Raw genomic sequence first — 25,472 nt, 5'->3', positions numbered from 1 at the left:
TCCTGAAAACAAGTCTCGCACTGGCCGATTGCGTCGGCAGAGCGGACCAACGCATATCGGCCCATTCTTTCCCCAAACATGCGCCATGAGCGGTGCAGCTGGAGATCGTGACGAAAATCGCGGTGTTTTTTTGGGTGCGGACAATAAAAAACCGCCACGGCCGGGAGGGGGTCGGCCATGGCGGCTTATCGAGGGACAAAGGCCCGGAGAGGGGGGAAGGCCTTTGTCCGGTCTGACGCGGCGGGGGACGAGCCAGCTATCAGACTACGGCGTGATCAGGCGCCGTTGACTAATAATTGTGGCTGCAAATGAGGCTTTTCAAGGGAGAAAACTATTACAAATCGGTAACGTTAAGGTGAGGTCGTGGGACGGGTTTGGGCTGCAAATCTTTCTGGGCATGACGCCCGGTCCATGCCCAACTTTCTATGGACGCAAGATAAGCCGCAAGGTATCCATGGAGCCATGAAAAAAGGCGATCATCTCTTCCTCGTTGACGGTTCGGGCTTTATTTTCCGGGCGTTTCACGCAATTCCAGCATTGAACCGAAAGTCTGATGGCTTGCCGGTAAATGCCGTTTCCGGTTTTTGCAACATGCTCTGGAAACTGCTGCGGGACGCGCGCAATACCGATGTTGGCGTGACGCCAACACATTTCGCCGTCATTTTCGACTATTCCTCAAAGACATTTCGCAATGAACTTTATGACCTTTACAAGGCAAACCGTTCAGCGCCGCCGGAGGACCTGATCCCGCAATTCGGTTTGATCCGTCATGCCACCCGTGCATTCAACCTGCCTTGCATTGAAAAGGAAGGGTTTGAAGCCGACGATATTATCGCCACTTACGCCCGTCAGGCAGAAGCTGTCGGTGCCGATACCACCATCATTTCCTCCGACAAGGACTTGATGCAGCTCGTCACGGCCAATGTGCATATGTATGATGCCATGAAGGACAAGCAGATCGGTATTCCCGAGGTCATCGAAAAATGGGGCGTGCCGCCCGAAAAGATGATCGACCTGCAGGCGATGACCGGAGATTCCACCGATAATATTCCCGGCATTCCAGGTATCGGCCCGAAGACGGCAGCGCAGCTTCTGGAAGAATATGGCGACCTCGACACGCTGCTTGAACGGGCAAGCGAGATCAAGCAGCAGAAACGCCGCGAAAATATCATCGCCAATACTGAACTGGTGCGGTTGTCACGTCAGCTCGTTTCGCTGCGCACCGACGTGCCGATGGAAATGCAGCTCGATCAGCTGGTGCTGGAACCGCAGGACGGCCCCAAGCTGGTTGCCTTTCTGAAGGCGATGGAATTTACCACGCTGACACGCCGCGTTGCCGAGGCAACTGGCGCAGAAGCTGGTGAAATCGACCCTGCTGTTGTCCCCGTTGAATGGGGTGCTGATGCGCATGGCCCGGATGTCGGCGCCGGCGCGCCAAGCGCACCACAAGCCACTGGACAGACGGTGCAGACAGGTGATGCACCTGACGTTTCTGTCTCCAAGGAAGGCCCGGCACCCTCCGATCTGGCAACCACGCGCGCACGATATTTCGCCTCGTCACCAATCGATACGACGGCTTACACCACGATCCGAGATATCGAGACGCTCGATCGTTGGATTGCCGATGCCTATGAGACCGGTGTCGTTGCCTTCGATACGGAAACGACCTCTCTTGATCCGATGCAGGCCGAGCTTGTTGGTTTTTCACTAGCATTGGCAGGCAATGACAAGGACGGTTCCGGCACGACCATTCGTGCGGCTTACGTACCACTGACCCATAAAACAGGCTCTGGCGGTGATCTGTTTAGCGATGGCATCAAGCTGACAGAAGGGCAGGTTCCACTTGCCCAGGCGCTTGAACGCCTCAAGCGCTTGTTGGAGGACCCGTCCGTTCTCAAGATCGCGCAGAATCTGAAATACGACTACCTGTTGATGAAGCGGTATGGCGTCGCCATAGACGGTTACGATGACACGATGCTGATGTCTTACGTGCTGGAAGCGGGCAAGGGCACGCACGGCATGGATGCGCTGTCGGAACGTTGGCTCGGCCACAAGCCAATTGCCTACAAGGATGTGACAGGGTCTGGAAAGACCAGCGTCACATTCGATTTCGTCGATATTGAAAAGGCCACGGCCTATGCGGCCGAAGATGCTGACGTGACACTGCGGCTCTGGCTGGTGCTAAAACCACGACTGGCGGCAGAAGGTCTGGCAACGGTTTATGAGCGGCTGGAGCGGCCGCTGGTCGCCGTGCTGTGCCGCATGGAAGAGCGTGGCATCACCATCGACCGGCAAATCCTGTCGCGTCTCTCCGGTGAACTGGCACAAAAGGCCGCTGCCGCCGAAGAAGAGATTTATACGCTGGCGGGTGAACGTTTTAACGTTGGTTCTCCCAAGCAGCTCGGTGATATCCTGTTTGGCAAGATGGGGCTGCCGGGTGGTTCCAAGACCAAGACCGGCCAGTGGTCCACCTCTGCGCAGGTGTTGGAAGACCTGGCTGCCGAAGGCGCAGAACTGCCTTCGAAAATCGTTGACTGGCGCCAGCTGACCAAGCTGAAATCGACCTATACCGACGCGCTTCCGGGTTACATCCATCCGGACACAAAGCGCGTGCATACATCTTACGCAATGGCCTCGACCACGACAGGCCGTCTGTCGTCGTCAGAACCAAACCTGCAGAACATTCCGGTGCGCACCGCCGAAGGTCGCAAGATCAGAACGGCGTTCATTTCCACGCCTGGCCACAAGTTGCTGTCTGCCGACTATAGCCAGATTGAACTGCGTGTGCTGGCCCATGTCGCTGATATCCCGCAGTTGCGGCAGGCCTTCGAAAACGGCGTCGATATCCATGCCATGACAGCATCAGAGATGTTTGGCGTTCCAGTCGAGGGCATGCCGTCAGAAGTGCGTCGCCGGGCCAAGGCCATCAACTTTGGCATCATCTATGGCATTTCGGCTTTCGGTCTTGCCAACCAGCTGAGCATTGGCCGTTCGGAGGCGGGCGAATACATCAAGAAATATTTTGAGCGTTTCCCCGGCATCAAGGACTATATGGAAGCGACCAAGACCTTCGCTCGTGACAAGGGGTATGTGGAAACCATTTTTGGTCGCCGCGCCTATTACCCTGAAATCCGGTCGTCCAATCCGTCCGTTCGCGCCTTTAACGAACGCGCGGCCATCAATGCGCCGATCCAGGGCTCTGCTGCGGATATCATTCGCCGCGCCATGGTGCGTGTCGAGCCGGCACTGTTGGCAGAAAAACTGTCGGCGCGCATGCTGTTGCAGGTGCATGACGAATTGATCTTCGAAGTTGAAGACGCGGAAATTGACAAGGCGTTGCAGCTGGTCGTGTCTGTCATGGAAAATGCCGCCATGCCTGCGGTATCCATGGCTGTGCCGTTGAAGGTTGATGCCAGAGCCGCGACCAATTGGGATGAGGCCCACTAAGGCCAAAGATCTGTCGATATCGTAAGCGGGCAGGGTGACTGTCCGCTTACCCATCAAAAATCTTCATAAGCTCCATGATCGCCAAGGGCTCGTTCACCCCTCGCACATCTGTCATGGACGTTGCCAATACATTGCCTGTGATGGAAATGTATGCGGAGCGTTCTGACAGGAGCAGCGGATGGAAAAACTTACCCTCTATATCGGCAACAAGAATTATTCCTCATGGTCGTTTCGCCCTTGGATGGCGATGGAGGCGGCAGCCATTCCGTTTGAGGAAATATTGATTCCCTTCGAGTTCGAGGCAGGGAACCCTAAATTCAAGGATATCTCTCCAACCAGATTGGTCCCGGTTCTGCACCAGGGCGATTTTCGTGTCTGGGAATCACTTGCGATCATCGAATATGTGGCGGATCTTTTCCCTGACAGGAATATCTGGCCTGCGGATATGAAGGACAGGGCCGTCGCACGTGCCGTTTCCATGGAAATGCTCGGCGGTTTTCGTGCCCTGCGGCAGACCTGCCCGATGAACATGCGCAGAACACCGGGCAGGATCGACGTGTCTGACGATGTGAAAAAGGACATCCAGCGGATTGAGACTATCTGGCGCGAATTGCGCGCTCGTTCTGGCGGACCCTATCTTTTCGGGGCTTTTTCCGCCGCAGACGCCATGTTTGCACCGGTGGTCAGTCGTTTCGACGTGTATAATCTTGTTTCCAACACAGATACTCTGGAGTATATGCAGGCCATCAAGGCGCATCCTGCGTGGCAAAAATGGTATAAGGCTGCAATTGCGGAGCCTTGGACCGTTTCCGGCGATGAACCATAACCCTGCAAAACCTGAAAAAATATGCATGGGGACTGGTCAAGAGCCGGTAAGGCATGTATAAGCGCGCCAAATTTCCGATTTCGAAACATGCGGCATTCAGCCATAGGTGGCAACATGCTCCGTTTCGTCCGTTAAGTGGAGTAAGACCAATGGCTGTACCTAAAAGAAAAACGAGCCCGTCCAAGCGCGGTATGCGCCGCTCGGCTGACGCTCTCAAGGGCTCGACCTATGTTGAAGACAAGAACTCTGGCGAACTGCGTCGCCCGCACCATATCGATCTGAAGACCGGTATGTACCGCGGCCGTCAGGTTCTGACGCCGAAGGAAAGCGCATAAGCGTTTCCCGAGTGACTGATTAAAAAAGCTGGCCTTGTGCCAGCTTTTTTATTGCCTGCAGCACATCGTGCCGGGCAGGACCATCGTGGTCACTGAGACCATCTTGGAAATCCGTTATCTTCCACATACACTTCAGCAAGGATGGAGATCCGGACACTGTTCGGAATGACGTGAAAACGTTTTGGTGGAGGAAATGCCCGGTGAAGCATCGCTGGATACCCGTTGCTGTCATTTGTGTGATCCTTGGCGCTGTCGTCATGACCAAGGGCAGCGAGCTTGTCTCCCGGCATTTCATGAATGAAGCCTCTTCTCAGGCCCGCACAACGCTTAGGCTGGCCGTGTCGGCACTCGGTGGCCATCTTAGCCGCTACGAGCCCCTGCCTGCCCTGATGGCCGATCACGACGACATTGAAGAACTGGTCAGCAACCCGTCCAACCAGTTGCTGCGTGACCGGGCCAACATCTATCTGAAAGAGATCAACACCCTTCTGCATTCGTCGGATATCTATGTCATGACGCTGGACGGGGAAACAATTGCAGCCAGCAATTATGACGGCCCTGCCAGCTTCATTGGCCAGAACTTCAGTTATCGCCCATATTTCCAGGAAGCTGCCGCGGGTCAGCAATCGCGGTTTTTTGCTCTGGGCACCACATCGCACAAACGCGGTTATTATTTCTCGTCACCCATCCTGTTTGAAAATGTCATCAAGGGTGTGATCGTCTTCAAGGTCGATATTGAGGGTATCGAGGCTTCTTTCGGCAATGGTGAGAACAGGATCATCGTGTCCGATCCGGAAGGCATCATTTTCATGACGGGTACGCCGGAATGGCTTTATGCCTCGCTGCTGCCCTTGACCCGCGACAGACTGCTGCGAACCGAGGCATCACGCCGTTATTCCGATGCGACACTGCGTGAATTGCCGTTGAATATCGAGACGAGCGATGGCCACACGCTGTTCAAGATCGCCAACGGCAACGGTGAACAGGAATATCTGGCGCTGTCCCAATTGATGCCGGAGGCGGGCTGGACGGTACGGGTGCTGGTCGACACCAGTTCAGTGCGCAATCAGGTGCGCACGACGGTGATTGCCGCCGTACTTTGTTTGTGCCTCGCCGGTTTCATGCTGGCGGCTGTTCTTCAGCGCCGGGCCAGCCTGCAGGAACGCATGATTTTGCAGGCGGAAACGCAGGCAGAACTGGAGCGACGGGTTACGGCACGTACCGAGGACCTCGAGCGCGTCAATCGCCATATTGCCCGCGAGATCGCTGAACGTCGCCAGACCGAAAAGCAGCTGCGCAAGACGCAGGGCGATCTCATCCAGGCCGGCAAGCTCGCAGGCCTTGGCCAGATGTCGGCGGCGCTGTCGCATGAGTTCAACCAACCGCTGGCGGCTGCGAAAACCTATGCCGATAGCGCCAGCCTGTTGATCGGTCGGGGAAGGGTGGAAGAGGCAAGCGACAATCTAAAGAGAATATCCGCCCTCATCGATCGCATGGCATCGATCAGTCGCCATTTGCGCAACTTCGCTCGAAAGCCCAATGAAAAAATGACCTTGGTCGATCTCGATGAAGTGATGCAGGACACGCTGGAAATTCTACATGCAAGACTGAGGGCAGCCAATGCCGAGCTTATTATCGATTTTGGGGCAGAACCTCTCAGCGTCAAGGCTGGCCTCGTGCGTTTGCAACAGGTTCTGGTCAACATCATTTCCAACGCTGCAGATGCGGTTGAGACACTGGAGGATCGCAGGATATTCGTGAGCGCCAGGCAGGAAGACAAACGGGTGCTACTCTCGGTTCGCGATTTTGGTCCAGGCGTGCCACCAGCCATCATGGAGCGTATCTTCGACCCGTTTTTTACCACCAAGGGCGTTGGCCGTGGCCTGGGGCTCGGTCTTTCCATCTCCTACAACATCATCAAGGATTTCGGTGGCGAGCTGCGCGTGCGTAATCCCGACGGCGGCGGTGCAGAATTCATCATTGAATTGTCGAGGGCTGAGCGGATGACGGAGGTGGCAGCCGAATGAGTGAGCCACGTGTGTTGCTGATCGATGATGAGGAAGAACTTCGCCTGTCGACGGCGCAGGCGCTGGAGCTGTCTGGTTTTTCCGTGACGATGCTGTCCAGTGCCGAACATGCCCTGGAGCTGATCGGCTACAGTTTTGATGGCGTTGTGGTCAGCGATATCAGGATGCCTGGCATGGATGGTATGACGCTCCTGCAAAAGGTGCGCGAGCTGGATGCGGAAATTCCGGTCATTCTGGTCACTGGCCACGGCGACGTACAACTGGCCGTGAATGCCATGCGCAATGGCGCCTATGACTTCATGGAAAAACCGTTTACCGCGCAGTACCTGTCCGGGGTCATTCGCCGCGCCATGGACAAACGGTCTCTGGTGCTGGAAAACCGCCGCCTGCGTGCCGTTGCCGGAAAACGCGATGATCTGGAAACGCGCTTGCCGGGTCGGACGCAGGTCATGGTCGATCTCCGTTATCGCATCCGTGCCATTGGTGCCGCTGACGCCGATACGCTGATCATCGGCGCAACCGGTGCAGGCAAGGAAGTTGTGGCACGTGCTCTTCATGATGTCAGCAGTCGTGCCAATCGTCCTTTCGTCGCGATCAATTGTGCGGCCCTACCGCAGAACCTGATTGAAAGCGAATTGTTTGGCCATGAGGCCGGCGCTTTCCCTGGAGCGATCCGTGCCCGTTACGGCAAGTTCGAACATGCGCGTGGTGGCACGATTTTGCTGGATGAAATCGGCTCCATGCCCATTGAGATTCAGGCGCGGTTTCTGCGTGTGTTGCAGGAGCGGGTTATTACCCGCCTTGGCTCGAATGAAACCGTTGAGCTTGATGTCCGGTTCATCGCCACCTCCAAGGTCGATCTCGAGGCTGAGGTGGCTGCTGGGCGATTCAGGCCTGATCTGCTCTACCGGCTGAACGTTGCGACCGTCCATGTGCCATCACTGGCGCAGAGGCGGGCCGATATCCCTCTGTTGTTTCTGCAGCTGGTGCGAGAGGCGGCCGCCCGCTACGGCCGCGAAGATCAGGACGTGCCGCAAAGTATCATTGCAGAAATAGCCACGCGGGAATGGCCAGGCAATGTACGTGAATTGCGCAATGCTGCCGATCGCTTGGTACTGGGACTGTCGTCGGAAACGCCTGATCCAGTGCATCTCGAAAATGACAGGCAATCATTTCGCTTGGCGGAGAAGGTGGCGTCTTATGAACGCGATCTGATTGCCAAATCGATCACTACCCATGCCGGGAACCTCAAGGCTGTTTATGAAACGCTCGGCATTTCTCGCAAGACCCTCTACGAAAAAATGCAGAAATACGGTCTCGACAAACGCCATCTTGGCAGCTTTGCACATGTGGATGACGACACTATCTGAGCCGGATGTCGGAAATGGGTGGATTTCCACCCGCCATTCGCCTGCCATGTTTCGAAATCCACCCATTTACCTCCAAGTCTTTGCAAAAGATGCGGGTGGCAGATGTGAAGCCGATTGCAGTTTCCTGTCCCGCCGCGACAAATGAGGTTATCCGCAGGACTGGTTGAGGAGCCGGTTGCTGCGAAACTCATCGATATAGTCTGGGAGGAACCGATGAATATTTTCAAGACAATCTCGTCTGCCATAATGGCTGCAACCGTTTCGCTCGTCGCCATGTCTGCATCTGCGCAGACATATCCTGATCGCGGCATCACCATGGTTGTGCCATTCTCAGCCGGTGGCCCGACCGACACCGTGGCGCGCCTTGTTGCCGAATCCATGTCGAAGGATCTTGGCCAGCAAATCGTGATTGAAAACGTGGGTGGTGCCGGTGGCACACTTGGTGCCGGTCGCGTAGCCGCTGCCGATCCCGATGGCTACACCATCCTGTTGCACCACATCGGCATGGCAACCAGCGCCACGCTCTACCGAAAGCTCGCCTACGACACACTCAATGCGTTTGAATATGTTGGCCTCGTGACTGAGGTGCCTATGACCATCCTGTCGCGCAAAGACCTCGAACCAACAGACCTCAAGGGCCTGATTGAATACGCCAAGGCCAACAAGGATACAGTCACGGTTGCCAATGCAGGCATTGGCGCCGCATCGCATCTTTGCGGCATGTTGTTCATGAGTGCAATTGAAACACCGCTCGTTACCGTGCCTTACAAGGGAACCGGGCCGGCAATGACGGATCTTTTGGGCGGCCAGGTCGACATCATGTGCGACCAGACTACCAATACCACCAAGCAGATCCAGGGGGGCACGGTCAAAGCCTTTGCCGTGACATCACCAAAACGTCTTGATGTATTGCCAGATGTACCAACTGCCGTTGAGGCCGGCTTGCCAGGTTTTGAAGTAGGTATATGGCACGGTGTCTATGCGCCTAAGGGAACACCGCAGGAAGCCGTTGATCGCCTGTCAAAGGCACTCCAGGTCGCATTGACGGATACGAACATTGCCTCGCGCTTTGCCGAGCTCGGCACAATGCCTTCGCCTGAGGCTGACGGTACGCCTGCCGCACTGAAAACCAAGCTGGAGAGCGAGATTGCACGGTGGAAGCCTGTGATCGAGGCCGCTGGTCAATACGCTGACTGACATGCCCCTGAAAGAACCGGCGGTGCGAACCGCCGGTTCCTTTAGCCCTTTCCAGATTGCGAATGCGTACAATGCATTCGCGGAAGCGGAGCTTCTATGAAATCACTTTCCTTCAATATGTCCGAAGCCATGTGCGGTTTGATCTTCATCGGTCTTGGTGTGGCATTCGGGTGGCAGGCTTTTGAGCTGGATCTTGGCACAACCTTTCGTATGGGCCCAGGCTATTTTCCCTTCGTGCTGTCTCTGGTTCTCGTGCTGTTAGGCGCGGTTATCTTTCTGCAGTCTGGAAAGGTGGCACATGAACCCTTGGGCGCCATTGCCTGGCGCGGCATGTTGCTGATCCTGCCCGCACCAGTTTTCTTCGGTTTGACCGTGCGCGGGCTCGGGTTTGTTCCCGCAATATTTTTCACCGCACTGATTGCCTCCTTCGCCTCCCGTAAAATGAAAGCCCATACTGCGGTTATTCTGGCGGCGGGGCTAACAGTCTTTTCGGTCGTCGTGTTCAATTATGGTCTTGGCCTGCCGTTCCAGCGGTTTGGTCCATGGCTCAAATTCTAAGGGGTTTCGATGGAGTTTTTCGATAATCTCGCGCTTGGTTTCAGCACGGCGTCGTCGCTTGGAAATCTGTTCTTCTGCCTTATTGGCGTGCTGCTGGGAACCTTGATCGGCGTGTTGCCGGGCATTGGCGCAACGGCAACAATTGCCATGTTGCTGCCGATTACTTTCCAGCTTGAGCCGGTTTCGTCACTCATCATGCTGGCGGGCATTTATTACGGGGCGCAGTATGGCGGCTCGACGACTGCCATTTTGATCAACATGCCTGGCGAATCCTCATCTGCTGTCACAGCGATTGATGGCTATCAGATGGCTCGCAAAGGCAAGGCGGGTGTAGCACTTGCCACCGCGGCGATCGGTTCGTTTTTTGCAGGATCTGTATCGACATTCCTGGTGGCAATCTTTGCACCGCCGCTGACGGTGATTGCACTGAAATTCGGGGCTGCCGAATATTTCTCACTGATGGTTGTCGGTCTCGTATCATCGATTGCCCTTGCACATGGTTCCATCGTCAAGGCACTGGCCATGGTGGTGCTTGGTCTGCTTCTGGGGCTAGTTGGCACCGACATCTATAGTGGTACACCCCGCTTTACGCTTGGCATCAGGGAATATGCCGATGGCTTGAATTTTGTGGCACTCGCGGTTGGTGTTTTCGGGATCGCGGAAATTCTGCGTAATCTTGAAGATGAACATTCCCGCTCGGTACTGATGTCCAAGGTCAGCGGTCTGTTGCCAAGCAAGGATGATTTCAAGCGTATGGTCGCGCCGGTTTTGCGCGGCACGGTCATCGGCTCTGCCTTGGGTATTTTGCCCGGCGGCGGTGCGATCCTTGCCTCATTCGCATCCTACACCGTCGAGAAACGTGTCGCGAAAAATCCGGAAGAGTTCGGACACGGGGCGATTGCTGGAGTGGCTGGACCGGAATCCGCCAATAATGCCGGTGCACAGACATCCTTCATACCGCTATTGACGCTTGGCATTCCCGCAAACCCCGTTATGGCGTTGATGATTGGTGCGATGATCATTCAAGGCATCGTGCCGGGACCAAACGTTGTCAGCGAACAGCCAGCCTTGTTCTGGGGCATCATTGCCTCGATGTGGATTGGCAACCTGATGCTGGTCGTGTTGAACCTGCCGCTGATTGGGCTTTGGGTAAAACTTCTGACCATTCCATACTACGTGTTGTTCCCGATCATCATGGCGTTTTGCGCCATCGGTGTTTACAGCGTCAATTCGAATGTCTTCGATCTCTACGCGGTGGCATTTTTTGGTTTCATTGGTTACGTGCTTGTGAAACTGCGCTGTGAACCGGCCCCCTTGTTGCTCGGGTTTGTGCTCGGTCCTTTGCTGGAAGAAAACCTGCGCCGGGCGATGATTCTTTCACGTGGCGACCCGACAACCTTTATGACACGGCCGATCAGTGCAACACTGCTGGCGATTGCGGCACTAGTTCTGATCGTTGTTTTCCTGCCAAGCGTCAAGGCAAAACGCGAGGAGGTTTTCCAGGAAGAGGATTGATCCATTCTTACAGCTAAAAGTTGATAACCTGGCTTTGAAAGGCCAGGTTTTTGTGTGCCCTGATCGTCAGTGCAAGGGTGTGCGAGAGTATCGTTGCAGGTTCCGATGAAAATCGATTCCGGTTTTTACCTGTCATGTTGTAGTATCATCGGAAATACCCTGCAGAAGGGACAGACCATGCGAAACGATGACGACCTTGAGATGACACCGGAAGAAGCCCGGCAGGATCATTGGGATATGTTATGGTTTTTGGCGCGCAACGCCTTGTTTGGCGCCACGCTTGGCCTTTTTATTGCCGCCGGTTTGATGTTCTTCGACATCGGCGGTTTGGGGACACGCATTGAACGTTCTCAAAATCCAGTTTTGCCGATGATCTTGATTTCACTTCCTCTGGTAACGACCTTTGCCGGTGCCGTCACGGCATCCGCCATCATGCTCATGCCCTATAAACGGCGTAAGGAAAGATGAGCCTGGACAACAGAGCTGGTTGACATTGTCGATGTGCCTGTTGAATGCAGGGTTGTTCAATAAATGAGGATATCCATGCCAAGTGATATGGAAACGCGGATTGTATCTCTGGAAGAAACACTGGCCCATCAGACCCGTGTCATTGATGAGTTGTCCGATCAACTTGCCGAGCAATGGCGAGTGGTGGAACAAACGCGCGCCAAGCTGGATCGTTTGACGGAGAGGTTTTTAAGCCTTGAAGAGCAATCTCTGGATGCGCCAGCCATTACCAAACCGCCCCATTACTGACACCCCAGCATATCGAGGAAACAGCATTGATCGCTACAGCAGCCGAAATCGTCACATTCTGGAAAAATGCAGGTCCTGAAAAGTGGTTTGCCAAGGATGAGGCTTTCGATGAGGAGTTTCACGATCGTTTCAGAGCTGCGCATTTCGCGGCTGCCGCCCGCGAGCTGGACGACTGGCTGAACAATGCCGAGAGCGCGCTTGCCCTCATGCTGTTGCTCGATCAGTTTCCGCGCAACTGTTTTCGTGGCACGGGCCACATGTATGCGACAGATTCATTGGCGCGCCACTTCGCCCACCGATCGATTGCGCAGGGCCTTGATACGGCGGTTGACGAAGCGCTGTGCGTCTTTTTCTATATGCCATTCATGCACTCGGAAGATCTAGATGATCAGGAATTCTGCTGCCGTCTGATCGAGATTATTGGTGGCCCGTCTTTGCACCACGCCATCGAGCACCGTGACATCATCAAGCGCTTTGGCCGCTTTCCTCATCGCAACAGAATTCTCGGCCGCGACACCACGCCTGAGGAGCAGGTGTTTCTGGATGATGGTGGTTTTGCCGGATAAGAAAAAGGCTGGAGATTGTCACAATCTCCAGCCTTTCATTTTTACGCTGTGACGCGAACCGCCCTAGCCGTCAAAGAATTCCTTCATGCGGGCAAAGAAACCCGACGATTCCGGATTGTTTTCCTTCGACGAAAGCTGTTCAAACTCTTGCAACAGTTCTCTTTGGCGTTTGCTGAGTTTCTGCGGCGTTTCGATCTGGATCTGGATATAAAGATCACCCGTCTGCGCCGAACGCAGCACTGGCATGCCCTTACCTTTCAAACGGAACTGCTTGCCCGCCTGCGTGCCCTCAGGCACGGAAACGCGAGACTTTGTACCGTCCAGTGTCGTCACATCAAACGTGCCGCCCAGCGCCGCCGTTGTCATCGAAATTGGCACTGCGCAGTATAGATCAGCGCCGTCCCTTTGGAAGAACTCATGTGGCTTCACAGACAGGAAGATATAGAGGTCGCCCGTTGGGCCACCACGCATGCCAGCTTCGCCTTCGCCCTGCAGGCGGATACGTGTTCCGTCTTCGATGCCCGATGGAATGTTGACGGACAGAGAACGCTCTTCTGTAACACGACCCTGGCCATGGCACTTACCGCATGGATCCGTGATTGTCTGACCACGACCATGACAGGTCGGGCATGTGCGCTCCACGGAGAAGAAGCCCTGCGCGGCGCGCACACGACCAGAACCCTGGCAGGTGCCGCAGGTCTTGGGTTGCGTGCCGGGCTTGGCGCCAGAACCTGTGCATACGTCGCAAGTGATCGAGGTTGGAACCCGGATCTGCGCCGTTTTGCCGGTAAAGGCTTCTTCAAGCGAAATTTCCATATTGTAGCGCAGATCAGCGCCACGTTCGCGGCCACCGGATGAACGGCGTGCACGACCGCCACCCATCATCTCACCGAAGATGTCTTCGAAAATGTCGGAGAAGCCGCCATTGGCGAAACCACCGCCGCCACCGCCACCCATGCCGCCTTGTTCAAAGGCAGCGTGGCCGAAACGATCATAGGCCGCGCGCTTCTGCGGATCTTTCAGCGTTTCATAGGCTTCGTTGATTTCTTTGAATTTTTTTTCAGATTCGGCGTCATCGGGATTTTTGTCCGGATGATACTTCATTGCAAGTTTGCGGAAGGCGCTTTTCAGCTCCTTTTCGTCGGCGGACTTGCTCACACCGAGGGTTTCGTAAAAGTCTGCTTTCGCCATGAAGATAACACGCCCCGAAATGGATTTCCGGCTGCACGAGGCAGCCGGACTTTACTCATTCAATCAAGTGGTGACTGAGGCCTGCATTAAGCAGACTTCTTGTCGTCCTTGATTTCCTCGTAGTCGGCATCAACGACATCGTCCTTGGCGCCATCAGCATTGCCTTCACCGGCTTCTGCCTGTTGCGCTTCGTAGATCGCCTGACCAAGCTTCATGGAAACTTCCATGAGGGTTTGGGTCTTGGCCTGAATATCGTCTGCATCCGGCTCGGAGGCTTCAATGGACGTCTTGAGCGATGCAATTGCATCTTCAATAGCCTTGCGGTCAGCTTCCGAAACCTTGTCGCCGTATTCCGTCACCGACTTTTCAGTCGAGTGGATGAGGCTTTCAGCCTGGTTCTTGGCTTCAACACCTGCACGACGCTTCTTGTCGGCTTCAGCATTGGCTTCCGCGTCCTTGACCATCTTCTCGATGTCAGCGTCGGAAAGACCACCAGATGCCTGGATGCGGATCTGCTGTTCCTTGCCGGTGCCTTTGTCTTTAGCGGATACCTGCACGATACCGTTGGCGTCAATGTCGAAGGTCACTTCGATCTGAGGAACGCCGCGTGGTGCCGGTGGCAGGCCAACCAGGTCGAACTGGCCGAGAAGCTTGTTGTCCTGTGCCATTTCGCGTTCGCCCTGGCTGACGCGGATGGTCACGGCAGACTGGCTGTCTTCAGCGGTCGAGAAGGTCTGGCTCTTCTTGGTCGGGATCGTCGTGTTACGGTCGATCAGACGTGTAAAGACACCGCCCAGTGTTTCGATGCCCAGCGACAGTGGAGTGACGTCGAGAAGCAGAACGTCCTTGACGTCGCCCTGCAGAACACCAGCCTGAATGGCTGCGCCCATCGCAACAACTTCGTCAGGGTTTACGCCCTTGTGCGGCTCTTTGCCGAACAGCTGCTTTACGATTTCCTGCACCTTGGGCATACGGCTCATGCCACCAACCAGAACGACTTCGTCGATCTCGGAAGCAGAAACGCCAGCGTCCTTGAGAGCTGCCTTGCACGGCGCAACAGTGCGCTGCACGAGATCATCAACCAGGCTTTCGAACTTGGCGCGGGTCAGCTTCAAGGTCAGGTGCTTAGGACCGGTGGCATCTGCCGTGATGAATGGCAGGTTGATTTCGGTCTGCTGCGAGGACGAAAGTTCGATCTTTGCCTTTTCAGCAGCTTCCTTGAGACGCTGCAGTGCCAGCTTGTCGCCCTTCAGGTCGATGCCCTGATCCTTCTTGAATTCACCGGCCAGATATTCGACCAGACGCATGTCGAAGTCTTCACCGCCGAGGAAGGTGTCGCCGTTGGTGGACTTTACTTCGAAAACGCCATCGCCGATTTCCAGAACGGAAATATCGAAGGTACCGCCGCCAAGGTCGTAAACAGCAATCGTCTTGCCGTCCTTCTTGTCGAGGCCGTAAGCGAGTGCAGCTGCAGTCGGCTCGTTGATGATGCGCAGAACTTCAAGACCAGCAATACGGCCAGCGTCCTTGGTTGCCTGACGCTGTGCATCGTTAAAGTAGGCAGGAACCGTGATAACAGCCTTTTCGACCTTCTCACCGAGATAAGCCTCGGCTGTTTCCTTCATCTTCTGGAGGATCATCGCGGAAATCTGTGAAGGGGAATAACCCTTGCCCTGGGCTTCTACCCATGCGTCGCCGTTGTCGCCCTTGACAATTTCGAAAGGAACAAGGCCCTTGTCCTTGGCAACGGTTGGATCGTCATAACGACGGCCAATCAGACGCTTTACTGCGAAAAGTGTGTTTGTTGGGTTCGTTACAGCCTGACGCTTGGCAGGCTGACCAACCAGACGCTCACCATCATCGCTGAACGCAACCATGGAAGGGGTGGTCCGTGCACCCTCTGCATTTTCAATGACCTTGGTGTCCTTGCCGTCCATCACTGCGACGCAGGAATTGGTCGTGCCAAGATCGATACCGATTACTTTTGCCATTCTACTCTCTCCTTGAAGCGAGTTGTCGGAACCCCGTTAGGCATTCCATTGACAACTCCTTGACTTGGATTGTCTCAATATCTGTTCAGCATTTCTGCCGTTCTGGGGCGTATATAAGGAGCGATTTTTCAGGCTGCAAGGCGGTAAGCAGTGTGGAATGCGGCAAAACAAAAGAAATGGAATGGTGCACCACAATTTATTACGCGAACGGCGAGTGTCGCCGCCACCTGGCCGCCACAATATCGGTGGACCTCGCATCAAAATCAGATCACTGCGACGTGGAATGAAGCATTTGACGTTTTGAGGTCGCCGATAACCATAAAAAAAGCCCCTGACGGGGCCGTAGGAATTCTTGGCGACTTCGACCTCAAATGGCCAGCCATTTGCGAGGCGAATCCGGCGACTGGATCTTCAACCACTTGAGGTTGACGCGGTGCCATGGCTTTACCTCATTAGTGCGGTTATCGAGCACGAAGTCACCCTGGTCTGTCGTTACAACCAGAACAGCGTGGCCGATGCCATTTGGCAGGCGGGCGACGGCGATGCGCAGTGCGCCTGACGGCCATCCCGCGGCCAACAATTTGTGGCGCTTCGTCAAGGCGTAATCTTCGCAATCACCTTGTGTGACATTGATTTCCCAGGCATCGTTATCGTCTTGATCAGATGTATATTTTATGGCTCGATTGACACCGCTATTGATGCCTTTGAGCTGGCTCATCCTATCGGGTGACATGGTCACTTTTTTGCCGCTGCCCTGTACATCGCAATCGGCAGCATTGTTCGTGCAGAAGCTTGCAAAAGAAAATGGTGCAATGGTTGTGCGGCGCGTGGAGATATGCTGGTCCGGCTTGGGTGGAGCGCTTCGTGCCAGTCCACTTAAAGGTGCAGCGGAAATATTGCCCGCGCCTGCCAGTGATAGGGCAAAAGACAGAAATGTTGCAGTTGCTGTTTTGTTGATAAGCATAATAGCCCCGTTTTATTGCAACCTGAATTATTTTTGTTTGGGTGTTAGATAGCAGGTGTTTTTTGCGAGGCAGTTAAGTGTGTATTTAAAATTTTAATGGTTGTAATTTAATTGCTCAATCTGGTCATATAAGTGCCATAAGGATTCTTGACCGTATGCTTATTGCAGAATTTCCTGCGCTGCAGGTAAGTTGAGTGACATAAATGACACGGTTTCCAGCGGTTGGAGAGGCCAGCTTTTGTTGATTTAAGCCTACTGTATTGCGCCATAATGCCGAGTGGCTTATGGAGATTGTGATTTAAAGGGACTTGATTATATTATGCGTTTTTCGAGTGTATTGCTTTTAAGCACCGCTGTTCTTTCTGGCTGCACTGTCACCTCTTCATCCGGGCCTGATTTTCGGTCGATTGAATCTCAAGCATCGGTCAAGATGGTTGCCGACAAGAAGGCTGGTAACAAGGGTGTTGCAGGCATCGACTACGCGCTGATTGAAATCAATAGCCGGGTTCTTGGCTATCTTGGTGGCACAACGGCTGGTAGCATGGCCACCGGTTTTGGCGGTGGCCGCGGCGGTCCCCCATCTCTGCCGCTCGGCGTCGGTGATGTTGTCCAGGTTTCCGTTTTTGAATCGCAGGCTGGTGGCTTGTTTATTCCACAGGATGCTGGCAGTCGTCCGGGTAACTATGTTTCTCTTCCAAACCAGACGATTGCCCGTGATGGAACTGTGAGTGTCCCATATGCAGGTCGCGTACGTGCGGCAGGTCGTTCGGTGGAAGATGTGCAGGCTGACCTTGAGGAACGTTTGGCCAATCGCGCGATCGAGCCACAGGTGATGATCAATAAGATCAGCAGCCGGTCAGCGCAGGTTTCTGTTTTGGGTGATGTCAAATCCGCAGCAAAAATTGACTTAACTGATGCTGGCGAGCGTATTCTCGACGTCATCTCCGAGGCGGGAGGTTTGAGTTCGCCTGGTATCGAATCTTATGTCACCCTCATTCGTAATGGCCGCTCTGCTAAGGTTCATTACGACTATCTCACCAGCCATCCGCAGGAAAATATCTATGTGATGCCTGGTGATGTGGTGATGGTTGACCGCGAACGTCGTACATTTATGGCGTTTGGCGCTTCTGGGCTAAATGGTCGCTTCGACTTCGAAGAGTCTGAACTAAAGTTGTCTGACGCACTCGGCAAGGCTGGTGGTTTGCTGGATTCGAGAGCGGATCCTGCGCAGGTCTTCCTGTATCGTATTGTCAATCGCGATCTGTTGGTAAAGCTTGGGCTCGATACTTCGAAGTTCGTTAAGGACGAGGTTCCAGTTATCTTCAGAGCCAACCTGAGAGATCCGGCCACGTTCTTTGCTGTTCAAAAGTTCTCGATGCAGGACAAGGATATCGTCTACGTTACCAACTCGGATGCAATCGAGCTTTACAAGGTTCTTGATCTGGTTGGTTCTGTACCGGCAACTGCGGCTGATGTTTCGAGTGACGTTCTCGCCACTCGCAACTCTGTTCGGTCGCTTAAAAATTAAACATAATAAAGGAAGTCACTTCGGCTTCCTTTATTAACATTGCGTTAATCGTCCTTCTGTGTGATGGATTTAAGATAATACTTATAGCTATTTCTTCCGGGGATACTCGTATGGTTATTGTCAAGCATGTGCTTGGGTTGCTCTCTGCGGCAGCTATCGTGGCTGGGGCGATGTCGCCAGCAGCAGTTTTTGCGCAGACGCCTGCTCCACAGGTTGAGACACCTGCAGTAGGGCAGGCTGAGCCATCGCCCGTCAATTACGCCGCGCCGGTAACTGTCGTAAGAACCGAAGGTGAAGCGATAGGCGATTTTCTGTCGCGCATTCAGGCTGGCATCACCGGCGGTACTATCGAAGAAGAAGCAATGGCTGAGCAGGTCGCTCTGTTGTTGCCACCCGAAACCACGGTTAATGATGCTGCTCGCTCTGTCGTAGACGGTGTTTTGGCCTTTGCTCAAGCGAATCCAACATCTGCAGAAGCTGCGGGTGACGGTTTGGCTTTGGCAGCCAATGCTGCTAGCAATGCCAATAATGCTGCCCTTGCCCGAATGATCCGAGTGCGTGTTGAAGGTGGGGCCGGGCTGCTTGCTCAGGCTTTCGCAGATAACTTCACAGCGACTGCCGCCGGAGGTGGCGCTGCAGGTGGTGCTGGCGCAGGAGCAGGTGGCGGCGGAGCAATTGGCGGTACTGCAGGAGCCGTTGGTGGAGGCACTGGTGGTCTGGGAGAAGGGTCATCTCCAGTCGCCCAAACAAATACGACAACTGCTCCAACTGGTGGTAGCAGCGTAACTGGTTTTGCCGATGGCAATACCACGGCCGCTGTTGATGTAAGTCCGGGTTAATTTAATATTTATGTCTCATTTTCTGGCCGTAAAGGCCGAATAATGAGGTGGGGCATAATTAGGCCTTGAACTTTCGGCATCTGCTTTAAGGCGACGGGGATGGTATTTTCATCACCTGTATTATCCTGAAGTATAGTATTTCAGAGGTGAAAGTTTGCAGCTTCATAATAGACAAATTTCAGAAAATATTTCTCATGAGAACGTTGATGACAGCGGTCGCGTCGATGTCATCCAAATTGATGCCTTGCTCGGTGCTGCGCGCCGCCAATGGATTGTTGTCGCGATTTGTATAGCTTGCGCAGTTCTTGTGGGTGTCGCGGTCGCGACCACATCAGTTCCTTTATATACTGCAACCTCTAAAGTTTTGATGGACCGGAACACCAATCAGGTTGTCCAACAGCTATCCGCCATTGGGAGCGTACTTGACGACGAATCTAGCGTCTTAAGTCAGGTAGAATTGTTGCAGTCAGAAACTATTGGGCTGGCTGTTGTCGACAAACTGAATCTATCGAACGATGCGCAGTTTATGGCGGATCAGTCGTCACTTTTGGGCAGTGTTGTGGGCTTTGTTCGGTCTGTCGTCAACGTCTCCCAATGGTTCTCCACTCAAGAAGAATCTAGTGCGGCTATCGAGGCCAAAAGGCGTTCTGCGCTGTGGCGTGTGTTAAAAAATGTGCGGGTTACACGTGTTGGGCGTACCTATGTTCTTGAGATCAATTACACTTCGCCATCTCCTGAGCTGGCAGCTCGCATAGCGAATGGTATTGCATCTGAATATCTGGTCGATAAATTGAACTCTAAATTTGACGCTACGCGTCGGGCTAGTGTTTGGTTGCAGGATCGAATTGATGAACTGCGTCAAAAGGCAATGGAGACAGACCTTGCAGTTCAAAAATTCAGGTCGGCCAATGGCCTTGTAACAGCAGGAAACGCACTGGTATCCGACCAGCAACTGTCAGAATTGAATAGTGCCCTGATTGTTGCACAGTCAGATTCGGCGAAAGCTGCCGCAAAGCTCGATGGCATTCAAAAAGTCATCAGTGCAGGCCAATCAGATGCAATTGTGACCGATGCACTCGACAGTTCCATCGTGAATGAAATGCGCAAGAAGTATCTTGCCGCGTCAAAATTAGAATCTGAAATTTCGACCCGCCTCGGCGCGCAACATATTCAAGCCATTCGTCTCAGAAAAGAGATGGAGGAATATAGGCGCCTGATGTTCGAGGAACTCGGTCGTATTGCTGAAAGCTACAAGAGTGATCTTGCGATCGCAAAAGCGAGAGAGACATCTCTGCAGGACAGCGTTGCTCAGGCAACGGGTGTGAGCGCGGTCGCCAACGAAACGCAGGTTCAGTTGCGTGAATTGGAGCGCGAAGCGGAGACTTATAAGAATCTCTATCAGACATTCCTGCAGCGTTATCAGGAAGCTGTTCAGCAACAGTCGTTCCCTGTAACGGATGCACGTATCATATCCAATGCCAGCCCACCTTCGTCTCCGAGCCATCCAAGAAAGATGCTTTTGCTCGCTGCATTTTGCGTAGTTGGTGCAGGTATAGGAACCGGCATTGGGGCTTTCCGAGAATTCCGCGACCGCTTCTTCCGTACTGGTGAACAGGTTCGCGATATACTCGGCTTGGAGTTCCTTGGCATCGCGCCTTTGATGAATGATGGTCTGAGGATGAGTGACAATGCTGCGGAGAGCAATCCACGCAGCATTCGCAAAGCGACTGAAGTCACTAATTACGTCATTGATCATCCGCTTTCTGCGTTTGCAGAGACGTTGCGCAGTGCGAAGATCGCAGCTGACCTCGGAATTTCGGAAAAGGAATGTAAGGTTATCGGTGTCGTCTCGACGTTGCCGGGTGAAGGTAAGTCAACGGTCTCAATCAATTTCGCCGAGCTGCTTGCAAGCCAGGGCTCGCGTGTCATCTTGATTGACGCAGATTTGCGCAATCCCGGTGCAACCCGTGCGATTGGTCGTCATGCGCAAGAAGGCCTGCTGGAAACGCTATTGGATGGCAAGAGCCCGAAAGATTGTTTCCTCTACAATGCCCGCACAGGCATGGCGTTCCTGCCAGCTGTCGTTAAACACCGCGTGCCACATTCGTCGGAGTTGCTCTCGTCAGTTGCCATGCGGAAGTTGCTTAGCACTCTTTCTGCCAGCGCTGACTACATTATCATCGATTTGCCGCCGTTGGGCCCGGTTGTTGATGCGCGTGCCATGGCAAGCCGCATCGATGGCTTCGTTTACGTTGCAGAGTGGGGCAAGACTGCACGCCGGGTTGTACGTCAGACGCTTGATACCGAGCCGATGATCCGTCAAAAATGTTTGGGCGTTGTGTTGAACAAGGTTGATCAGGAAAAGATGAACCTTTACCGCTCTTACGGCTCGACGGAATATTATTACTCGCGATACTCCGAATATTATCAGGAAAAGACCTGATCATGCGATTATCGCTCTTTGCTGCCGCCATTGTTATGGCGGCATCTTTGTTGGTGTTGAATTATGCCCTTAAAGAAATCTGGACGAGTTCCAGGTTCACAAATGTCGTGTCGATTGCCAATGATATTGACACCTATGGCAGCGTGCCGAATGAGACACTGCTTGCCTCCATGGACACCCTTTCAGCTATAGCGGATGAAAATGTCTGCCGGTCTGATATTGTCAGGGCCGGCATGTCGCTTGTGTTGAAGGATCTTGATTATCGCTATCAGTCCGAGGATGTTACAAGTCGATCAAATGGGTTGATTTTTGCCGAACGATATCTCCGTCACGCCTTGAAATGTTTACCCGTCGATGGAAATGTATGGCTGCGTTTTGCTATGGTGCGGTACGCACGAACATCAAATGTCGATGAACTTGCCCAACTGATATCGATGTCCCAACAATTGGCTCCGTCGGACGAGAATGTCATTTTCGGCCGGTTTACGCTGTGGAATTCGGCGCCTGCTCAGTTACAACAAGACGCCGCTACCGCTTATACCGCGGATAAAGATGCGGTTTGTAGCAGAAAATGGAATTTGGTTAGAAAAAAAATTCCCGACCTATGTCCCAAAACTTCCTGATGTGGAGCCACCGCCGCGTATTTAAAACGCATGTTTTTGGATTTTCAGAAATTTTTGTCGGGGCGGGCAACTCTGTGATTAACGATTGTGTCTGTTAATATTTCATAGCCAGCAATCTCGCGCCTTTCGCGACAAAAGTCATGCGGAAATAATTTCATAAAAAAATTGCACGCCGGTTTGCGTCTGAAAATAGCATTTCCAATTTACAGGTTCTTGTTGGATAAGCCTGAGTTGCAAGGCTTTTTGCCAGTGCACGCAATGTTTGCCGGATCGTTATCGGCAAAAACAAAATGAGCGCCATCGGCTGCGCGCAATTCTTTTTAATCCGCTTAGGTTTTCTTTAACCATATTGGTGTTTTCTGAGCCCAACGAAACGGCCAGTTAACTATATTTATTAATAGGTTAGTAAGCATGATGCTGACGGCTGTTCACCGGTGTGTGCCCGGAATGTCCCCTCCCTAAAATCAGCCAATTCAAGGGGCAACTTCCAATGACTAGCATTTTGACAAACATGGCAGCGATGTCTGCGCTGCAGACTCTCCGCAACATCAACTCCGACATGGAAACCACTCAGGGCCGCGTATCTTCCGGCCTGCGTGTTGGTGAAGCATCCGACAACGCTGCTTACTGGTCGATCGCGACCACCATGCGTTCTGACAACATGGCTCTGGACGCCGTTTCCGACGCTCTCGGTCTGGGCGCCGCCAAGGTTGATACCGCTTACACCGCGATGGAATCCGCCATCGACGTCGTCAAGGAAATCAAGAAGAAGCTCGTTACTGCGCAGGAAAACTCTGTCGACACCAAGAAGGTGCAGGAAGAGATCGAACAGCTGCAGGACCAGCTCAAGTCCATTTCTGAAGCCGCATCCTTCTCGGGCGAAAACTGGGTTATCGGCTCCGGTACACAGTCTGTTGTTTCCGGCTTCGTCCGTGACAACAACAACAATGTCACCGTCAAGCATACTGAATACGTCCTCAACAACGCTGGTACCGAGGCGAACGTTCTGTTTGGCGTCGACACCACTGGTAGCCTGGTTACCACTGCTGGTATTCTCGGCAACAGCAGTACTGTTGGCACTGGCACAGCATCTGTTATTACACTCGACGTTACAAACACTTCGGCAAACTACCTGTCAGATGCTTTGACGATGGTTGAAACCGCTCTGAAGCAGATGACAAGCGCTGCTGCTGACCTCGGTTCGATCTCCATGCGTATCGACCTGCAGGAAGAGTTCGTTTCCAAGCTCAACGAATCCATCGAAAGCGGTATCGGCCGTCTGGTTGACGCTGACATGAACGAAGAATCCACCCGCCTCAAGGCTCTGCAGACACAGCAGCAGCTCGGCATCCAGTCGCTGTCGATTGCAAACAGCAACTCGGAAAACATTCTTCAGCTTTTCCGTTAATAGACGGACTAAAGCTTACAAAAAGAAAGCCGCGCCAAAAGCGCGGTTTTTTTTATGGGTTCTCAATGCGAACTAGTGGTCGAATAGAATTACGCAAATAAAAACAGATAGATGGGTATTGGAAAACAGCGCGAAGCCGCGAAAAATGATTTGGTGTTTTTTTACGATTTTATTAACTTTCGTAAACGCCTGTTTAACCTTTATTAACCATTTCTTCCTTAAATGACCTCATCGAAACGATGGGTTAACCAAGACGAAAAAGAGGTTAACAGGCATCAAGCCGCTCCGTTGTTCCCGGTGAAATCCGGAATGTCCCTGTTTATCAGCCAATTTAGGGGCAACGAAAATGACAAGCATTCTGACAAACACCGCAGCTATGGCCGCACTCCAGACCCTTCGCACCCTCAACTCGAACCTGGAAGGTGCGCAGGAACGCGTTGCGTCCGGCTTGCGTGTAGGCGAGGCCGCCGATAACGCTGCCTATTGGTCAATCGCGACGACCATGCGTTCCGACAATATGGCGCTTGATGCCGTTTCCGACGCTATCGGTCTTGGCGCCGCCAAGGTTGACGTCGCTTACGCTGCGATGGAAAGCGCTATCGACGTTGTCAAGGAAATCAAGAAGAAGGTTGTTGCTGCAACTGAAAACGCAGTCGACCGTTCCAAGATCCAGGAAGAAATCCGCCAGTTGCAGGAGCAGTTGCGCTCGATCGCCGAAGGCGCATCCTTCAGTGGTGAAAACTGGGTTGCTGGCAATGCCGGAACACAGTCTGTGGTAACCGGATTTATCCGTGATTCCTCTGGCAATGTCTCGGTCAAGACAACCAGCTATTACCTCGACCCGACATCGTCGCAGGGCAACGTTCTGTTCGGCACCGACACTGCTGGCGCCATTGTTACGACAACCGGCCTCGTGGGTCTGGTTTCCACCATCGGAACCATCGGTTACTCCTTGGATACGTTGAACGTCGAAAGCACCGCTGGTGATTATCTGACTGGCGCTTTGACCCACGTTGAAAACGTTCTGAAGTCGATGACGAGTGCTGCTGCTGACCTCGGTTCGATCTCCATGCGCATCGACCTGCAGGAAGAATTCGTAAATCGCCTCAAGGAGTCGATCGACAGCGGTATCGGCCGTCTGGTTGATGCTGACATGAACGAAGAATCTACCCGCCTCAAGGCACTGCAGACACAGCAGCAGCTCGGTATTCAGGCTCTGTCCATCGCCAACTCCACTGCAGAAAACATCCTGCAACTGTTCCGTCAGTAAGCGGCGTCCCGGCTGGGGACGATTTCGTCCCGCCCTGGCAACAGTTTCAGCAACCGGAAACCGCGCTTCGAAGGAAGCGCGGTTTTCGCATTTACCGGGGGAAAGGTCGCCCTTTGCGAGGGTTGGGTTAGAACGCAGCTGCTGCGACGCGAGTAATCAGGCCGCCGCCACTTTGAAAACCAGCGGATCTGCTTTGTAGCTTGCGTGAAACCTGCGATGCGCGCAGGAAGTGCAATTTAGAAGCGGTGAGGTGCTTGCCTAACTGTACTGATGTTTGTTACCTGTTCGTTAATGATTTGTTAACGAACGACAGACCGCTTGGCGACTATTACGCCGCGGTGCGCATGATGCCTTCTGGTCGTTTCCGGTTTGTACCCGGATTTCCCAAGCATATCGACCGAGGCCATATTTATGACCAGTATTATGACGAATGCCGCCGCTATGGCTGCACTGCAAACCCTGCGCATGATCGACCGCAATCTGGAAACAACGCAGGGCCGTGTATCGTCTGGTTATCGCGTTGAAACGGCGGCCGATAATGCTGCCTACTGGTCTATCTCCACAACAATGCGTTCGGACAATAGCGCCTTGTCCGCCGTGCAAGACGCTTTGGGTCTC

At 53.5% G+C, this 25,472-nt stretch carries 20 protein-coding genes and 1 pseudogene; 18 read left to right on the top strand and 3 right to left on the bottom strand.

The genetic code is table 11. From position 1 onward, the window contains the following. Positions 1-411: 411 nt before the first annotated feature. From polA to RT613_RS06830, 11 genes are all read left to right on the top strand, one after another. Complete coding sequence (gene polA / locus RT613_RS06880) at positions 412-3,447, top strand: DNA polymerase I (RefSeq protein WP_313614033.1); 3,036 nt, start codon at positions 412-414, stop codon at positions 3,445-3,447. A gap of 178 nt (positions 3,448-3,625) precedes the next feature. Further along, on the top strand, positions 3,626-4,273 hold the full coding sequence (locus RT613_RS06875) for a glutathione S-transferase family protein (protein ID WP_313614031.1): 648 nt from the start codon (positions 3,626-3,628) through the stop codon (positions 4,271-4,273). Positions 4,274-4,422: 149 nt separating this feature from the next. Then, positions 4,423-4,608 carry a 50S ribosomal protein L32 gene (gene rpmF / locus RT613_RS06870; RefSeq protein WP_024271259.1) on the top strand — a complete coding sequence of 62 codons (186 nt, stop codon included), beginning with the start codon at positions 4,423-4,425 and terminating at the stop codon, positions 4,606-4,608. Positions 4,609-4,808: 200 nt separating this feature from the next. After that, positions 4,809-6,635, top strand: coding sequence for a sensor histidine kinase (locus RT613_RS06865; protein WP_313614026.1), 1,827 nt, complete (start codon positions 4,809-4,811; stop codon positions 6,633-6,635). Next, the gene (locus tag RT613_RS06860) at positions 6,632-8,005 is read left to right on the top strand and encodes a sigma-54 dependent transcriptional regulator (RefSeq protein WP_313614025.1); all 1,374 of its coding nucleotides are present in this window, start codon (positions 6,632-6,634) and stop codon (positions 8,003-8,005) included. The genes RT613_RS06865 and RT613_RS06860 overlap by 4 nt, the downstream gene beginning before the upstream one ends. Positions 8,006-8,251: 246 nt before the next feature. Next, positions 8,252-9,202, top strand: a complete 951-nt coding sequence (locus tag RT613_RS06855) for a tripartite tricarboxylate transporter substrate-binding protein (protein WP_409558778.1) — start codon at positions 8,252-8,254, stop codon at positions 9,200-9,202. Between the two features lie 96 nt (positions 9,203-9,298). After that, positions 9,299-9,760 carry a tripartite tricarboxylate transporter TctB family protein gene (locus RT613_RS06850; protein WP_313614022.1) on the top strand — a complete coding sequence of 154 codons (462 nt, stop codon included), beginning with the start codon at positions 9,299-9,301 and terminating at the stop codon, positions 9,758-9,760. A gap of 9 nt (positions 9,761-9,769) precedes the next feature. Next, on the top strand, positions 9,770-11,275 hold the full coding sequence (locus RT613_RS06845; RefSeq protein ID WP_313614020.1) for a tripartite tricarboxylate transporter permease: 1,506 nt from the start codon (positions 9,770-9,772) through the stop codon (positions 11,273-11,275). 105 nt (positions 11,276-11,380) lie between these two features. Then, positions 11,381-11,743, top strand: a complete 363-nt coding sequence (locus RT613_RS06840) for a hypothetical protein (RefSeq protein ID WP_313614019.1) — start codon at positions 11,381-11,383, stop codon at positions 11,741-11,743. Positions 11,744-11,818: 75 nt separating this feature from the next. Further along, complete coding sequence (locus tag RT613_RS06835; RefSeq protein WP_313614017.1) at positions 11,819-12,031, top strand: SlyX family protein; 213 nt, start codon at positions 11,819-11,821, stop codon at positions 12,029-12,031. 26 nt (positions 12,032-12,057) lie between these two features. Then, a complete protein-coding gene (locus RT613_RS06830; protein WP_313614015.1) occupies positions 12,058-12,597 on the top strand; it encodes a DUF924 family protein in 540 nt (179 codons plus the stop codon). 63 nt (positions 12,598-12,660) lie between these two features. Here the strand turns inward: RT613_RS06830 and dnaJ are convergent, their stop codons facing one another. The 3 genes from dnaJ to RT613_RS06815 all read right to left on the bottom strand — a co-directional run bounded on the left by dnaJ (position 12,661) and on the right by RT613_RS06815 (position 16,743). Continuing rightward, on the bottom strand, positions 12,661-13,788 hold the full coding sequence (dnaJ, locus tag RT613_RS06825; protein ID WP_192487835.1) for a molecular chaperone DnaJ: 1,128 nt from the start codon (positions 13,786-13,788) through the stop codon (positions 12,661-12,663). An 86-nt stretch (positions 13,789-13,874) separates the two neighbouring features. After that, positions 13,875-15,779 (bottom strand): molecular chaperone DnaK, encoded by a 1,905-nt coding sequence (gene dnaK, locus RT613_RS06820; protein ID WP_313614013.1) that lies wholly within the window; start codon positions 15,777-15,779, stop codon positions 13,875-13,877. A 367-nt stretch (positions 15,780-16,146) separates the two neighbouring features. Continuing rightward, positions 16,147-16,743: a transglutaminase-like cysteine peptidase gene (locus RT613_RS06815; RefSeq protein WP_313614011.1), complete on the bottom strand. Its 597-nt coding sequence runs from the start codon at positions 16,741-16,743 to the stop codon at positions 16,147-16,149. Between the two features lie 319 nt (positions 16,744-17,062). On the opposite strand from RT613_RS06815, the gene RT613_RS06810 reads away from it, so the two are divergent. From RT613_RS06810 to RT613_RS06780, 7 genes and pseudogenes are all read left to right on the top strand, one after another. Then, entirely contained in the window at positions 17,063-18,271 is a 1,209-nt protein-coding gene (locus RT613_RS06810; protein WP_313614058.1) for a polysaccharide biosynthesis/export family protein, read from the top strand. 110 nt (positions 18,272-18,381) lie between these two features. Then, positions 18,382-19,110: a hypothetical protein gene (locus RT613_RS06805; RefSeq protein WP_313614009.1), complete on the top strand. Its 729-nt coding sequence runs from the start codon at positions 18,382-18,384 to the stop codon at positions 19,108-19,110. Between the two features lie 154 nt (positions 19,111-19,264). Then, entirely contained in the window at positions 19,265-21,553 is a 2,289-nt protein-coding gene (locus RT613_RS06800) for a polysaccharide biosynthesis tyrosine autokinase (protein ID WP_409558777.1), read from the top strand. A gap of 2 nt (positions 21,554-21,555) precedes the next feature. After that, complete coding sequence (locus RT613_RS06795) at positions 21,556-22,176, top strand: hypothetical protein (RefSeq protein WP_313614007.1); 621 nt, start codon at positions 21,556-21,558, stop codon at positions 22,174-22,176. 490 nt (positions 22,177-22,666) lie between these two features. Next, positions 22,667-23,584, top strand: a complete 918-nt coding sequence (locus RT613_RS06790) for a flagellin (RefSeq protein ID WP_313614006.1) — start codon at positions 22,667-22,669, stop codon at positions 23,582-23,584. Between the two features lie 346 nt (positions 23,585-23,930). Next, positions 23,931-24,854 carry a flagellin gene (locus RT613_RS06785; protein WP_313614005.1) on the top strand — a complete coding sequence of 308 codons (924 nt, stop codon included), beginning with the start codon at positions 23,931-23,933 and terminating at the stop codon, positions 24,852-24,854. Between the two features lie 411 nt (positions 24,855-25,265). Further along, a pseudogene (locus RT613_RS06780) lies at positions 25,266-25,472 on the top strand (flagellar protein FlaD); the annotation flags it as partial.

The organism is Agrobacterium sp. (assembly GCF_032092815.1).
In the GTDB taxonomy this organism is placed as follows: Bacteria; Pseudomonadota; Alphaproteobacteria; order Rhizobiales; family Rhizobiaceae; genus Agrobacterium.
The sequence above is the reverse complement of the archived record's forward strand: the minus strand, read 5'-3'. Positions and strand labels throughout refer to the sequence as shown.

Coding starts and splice junctions, on each gene's coding strand:
- polA (WP_313614033.1), top strand. CDS start 412: ATGCCCAACTTTCTATGGACGCAAGATAAGCCGCAAGGTATCCATGGA.
- RT613_RS06875 (WP_313614031.1), top strand. CDS start 3,626: ATGGAAAAACTTACCCTCTATATCGGCAACAAGAATTATTCCTCATGG.
- rpmF (WP_024271259.1), top strand. CDS start 4,423: ATGGCTGTACCTAAAAGAAAAACGAGCCCGTCCAAGCGCGGTATGCGC.
- RT613_RS06860 (WP_313614025.1), top strand. CDS start 6,632: ATGAGTGAGCCACGTGTGTTGCTGATCGATGATGAGGAAGAACTTCGC.
- RT613_RS06855 (WP_409558778.1), top strand. CDS start 8,252: ATGGCTGCAACCGTTTCGCTCGTCGCCATGTCTGCATCTGCGCAGACA.
- RT613_RS06850 (WP_313614022.1), top strand. CDS start 9,299: ATGAAATCACTTTCCTTCAATATGTCCGAAGCCATGTGCGGTTTGATC.
- RT613_RS06845 (WP_313614020.1), top strand. CDS start 9,770: ATGGAGTTTTTCGATAATCTCGCGCTTGGTTTCAGCACGGCGTCGTCG.
- RT613_RS06840 (WP_313614019.1), top strand. CDS start 11,381: ATGAAAATCGATTCCGGTTTTTACCTGTCATGTTGTAGTATCATCGGA.
- RT613_RS06835 (WP_313614017.1), top strand. CDS start 11,819: ATGCCAAGTGATATGGAAACGCGGATTGTATCTCTGGAAGAAACACTG.
- dnaJ (WP_192487835.1), bottom strand. CDS start 13,788: ATGGCGAAAGCAGACTTTTACGAAACCCTCGGTGTGAGCAAGTCCGCC.
- dnaK (WP_313614013.1), bottom strand. CDS start 15,779: ATGGCAAAAGTAATCGGTATCGATCTTGGCACGACCAATTCCTGCGTC.
- RT613_RS06815 (WP_313614011.1), bottom strand. CDS start 16,743: ATGCTTATCAACAAAACAGCAACTGCAACATTTCTGTCTTTTGCCCTA.
- RT613_RS06810 (WP_313614058.1), top strand. CDS start 17,063: ATGCGTTTTTCGAGTGTATTGCTTTTAAGCACCGCTGTTCTTTCTGGC.
- RT613_RS06805 (WP_313614009.1), top strand. CDS start 18,382: ATGGTTATTGTCAAGCATGTGCTTGGGTTGCTCTCTGCGGCAGCTATC.
- RT613_RS06795 (WP_313614007.1), top strand. CDS start 21,556: ATGCGATTATCGCTCTTTGCTGCCGCCATTGTTATGGCGGCATCTTTG.
- RT613_RS06790 (WP_313614006.1), top strand. CDS start 22,667: ATGACTAGCATTTTGACAAACATGGCAGCGATGTCTGCGCTGCAGACT.
- RT613_RS06785 (WP_313614005.1), top strand. CDS start 23,931: ATGACAAGCATTCTGACAAACACCGCAGCTATGGCCGCACTCCAGACC.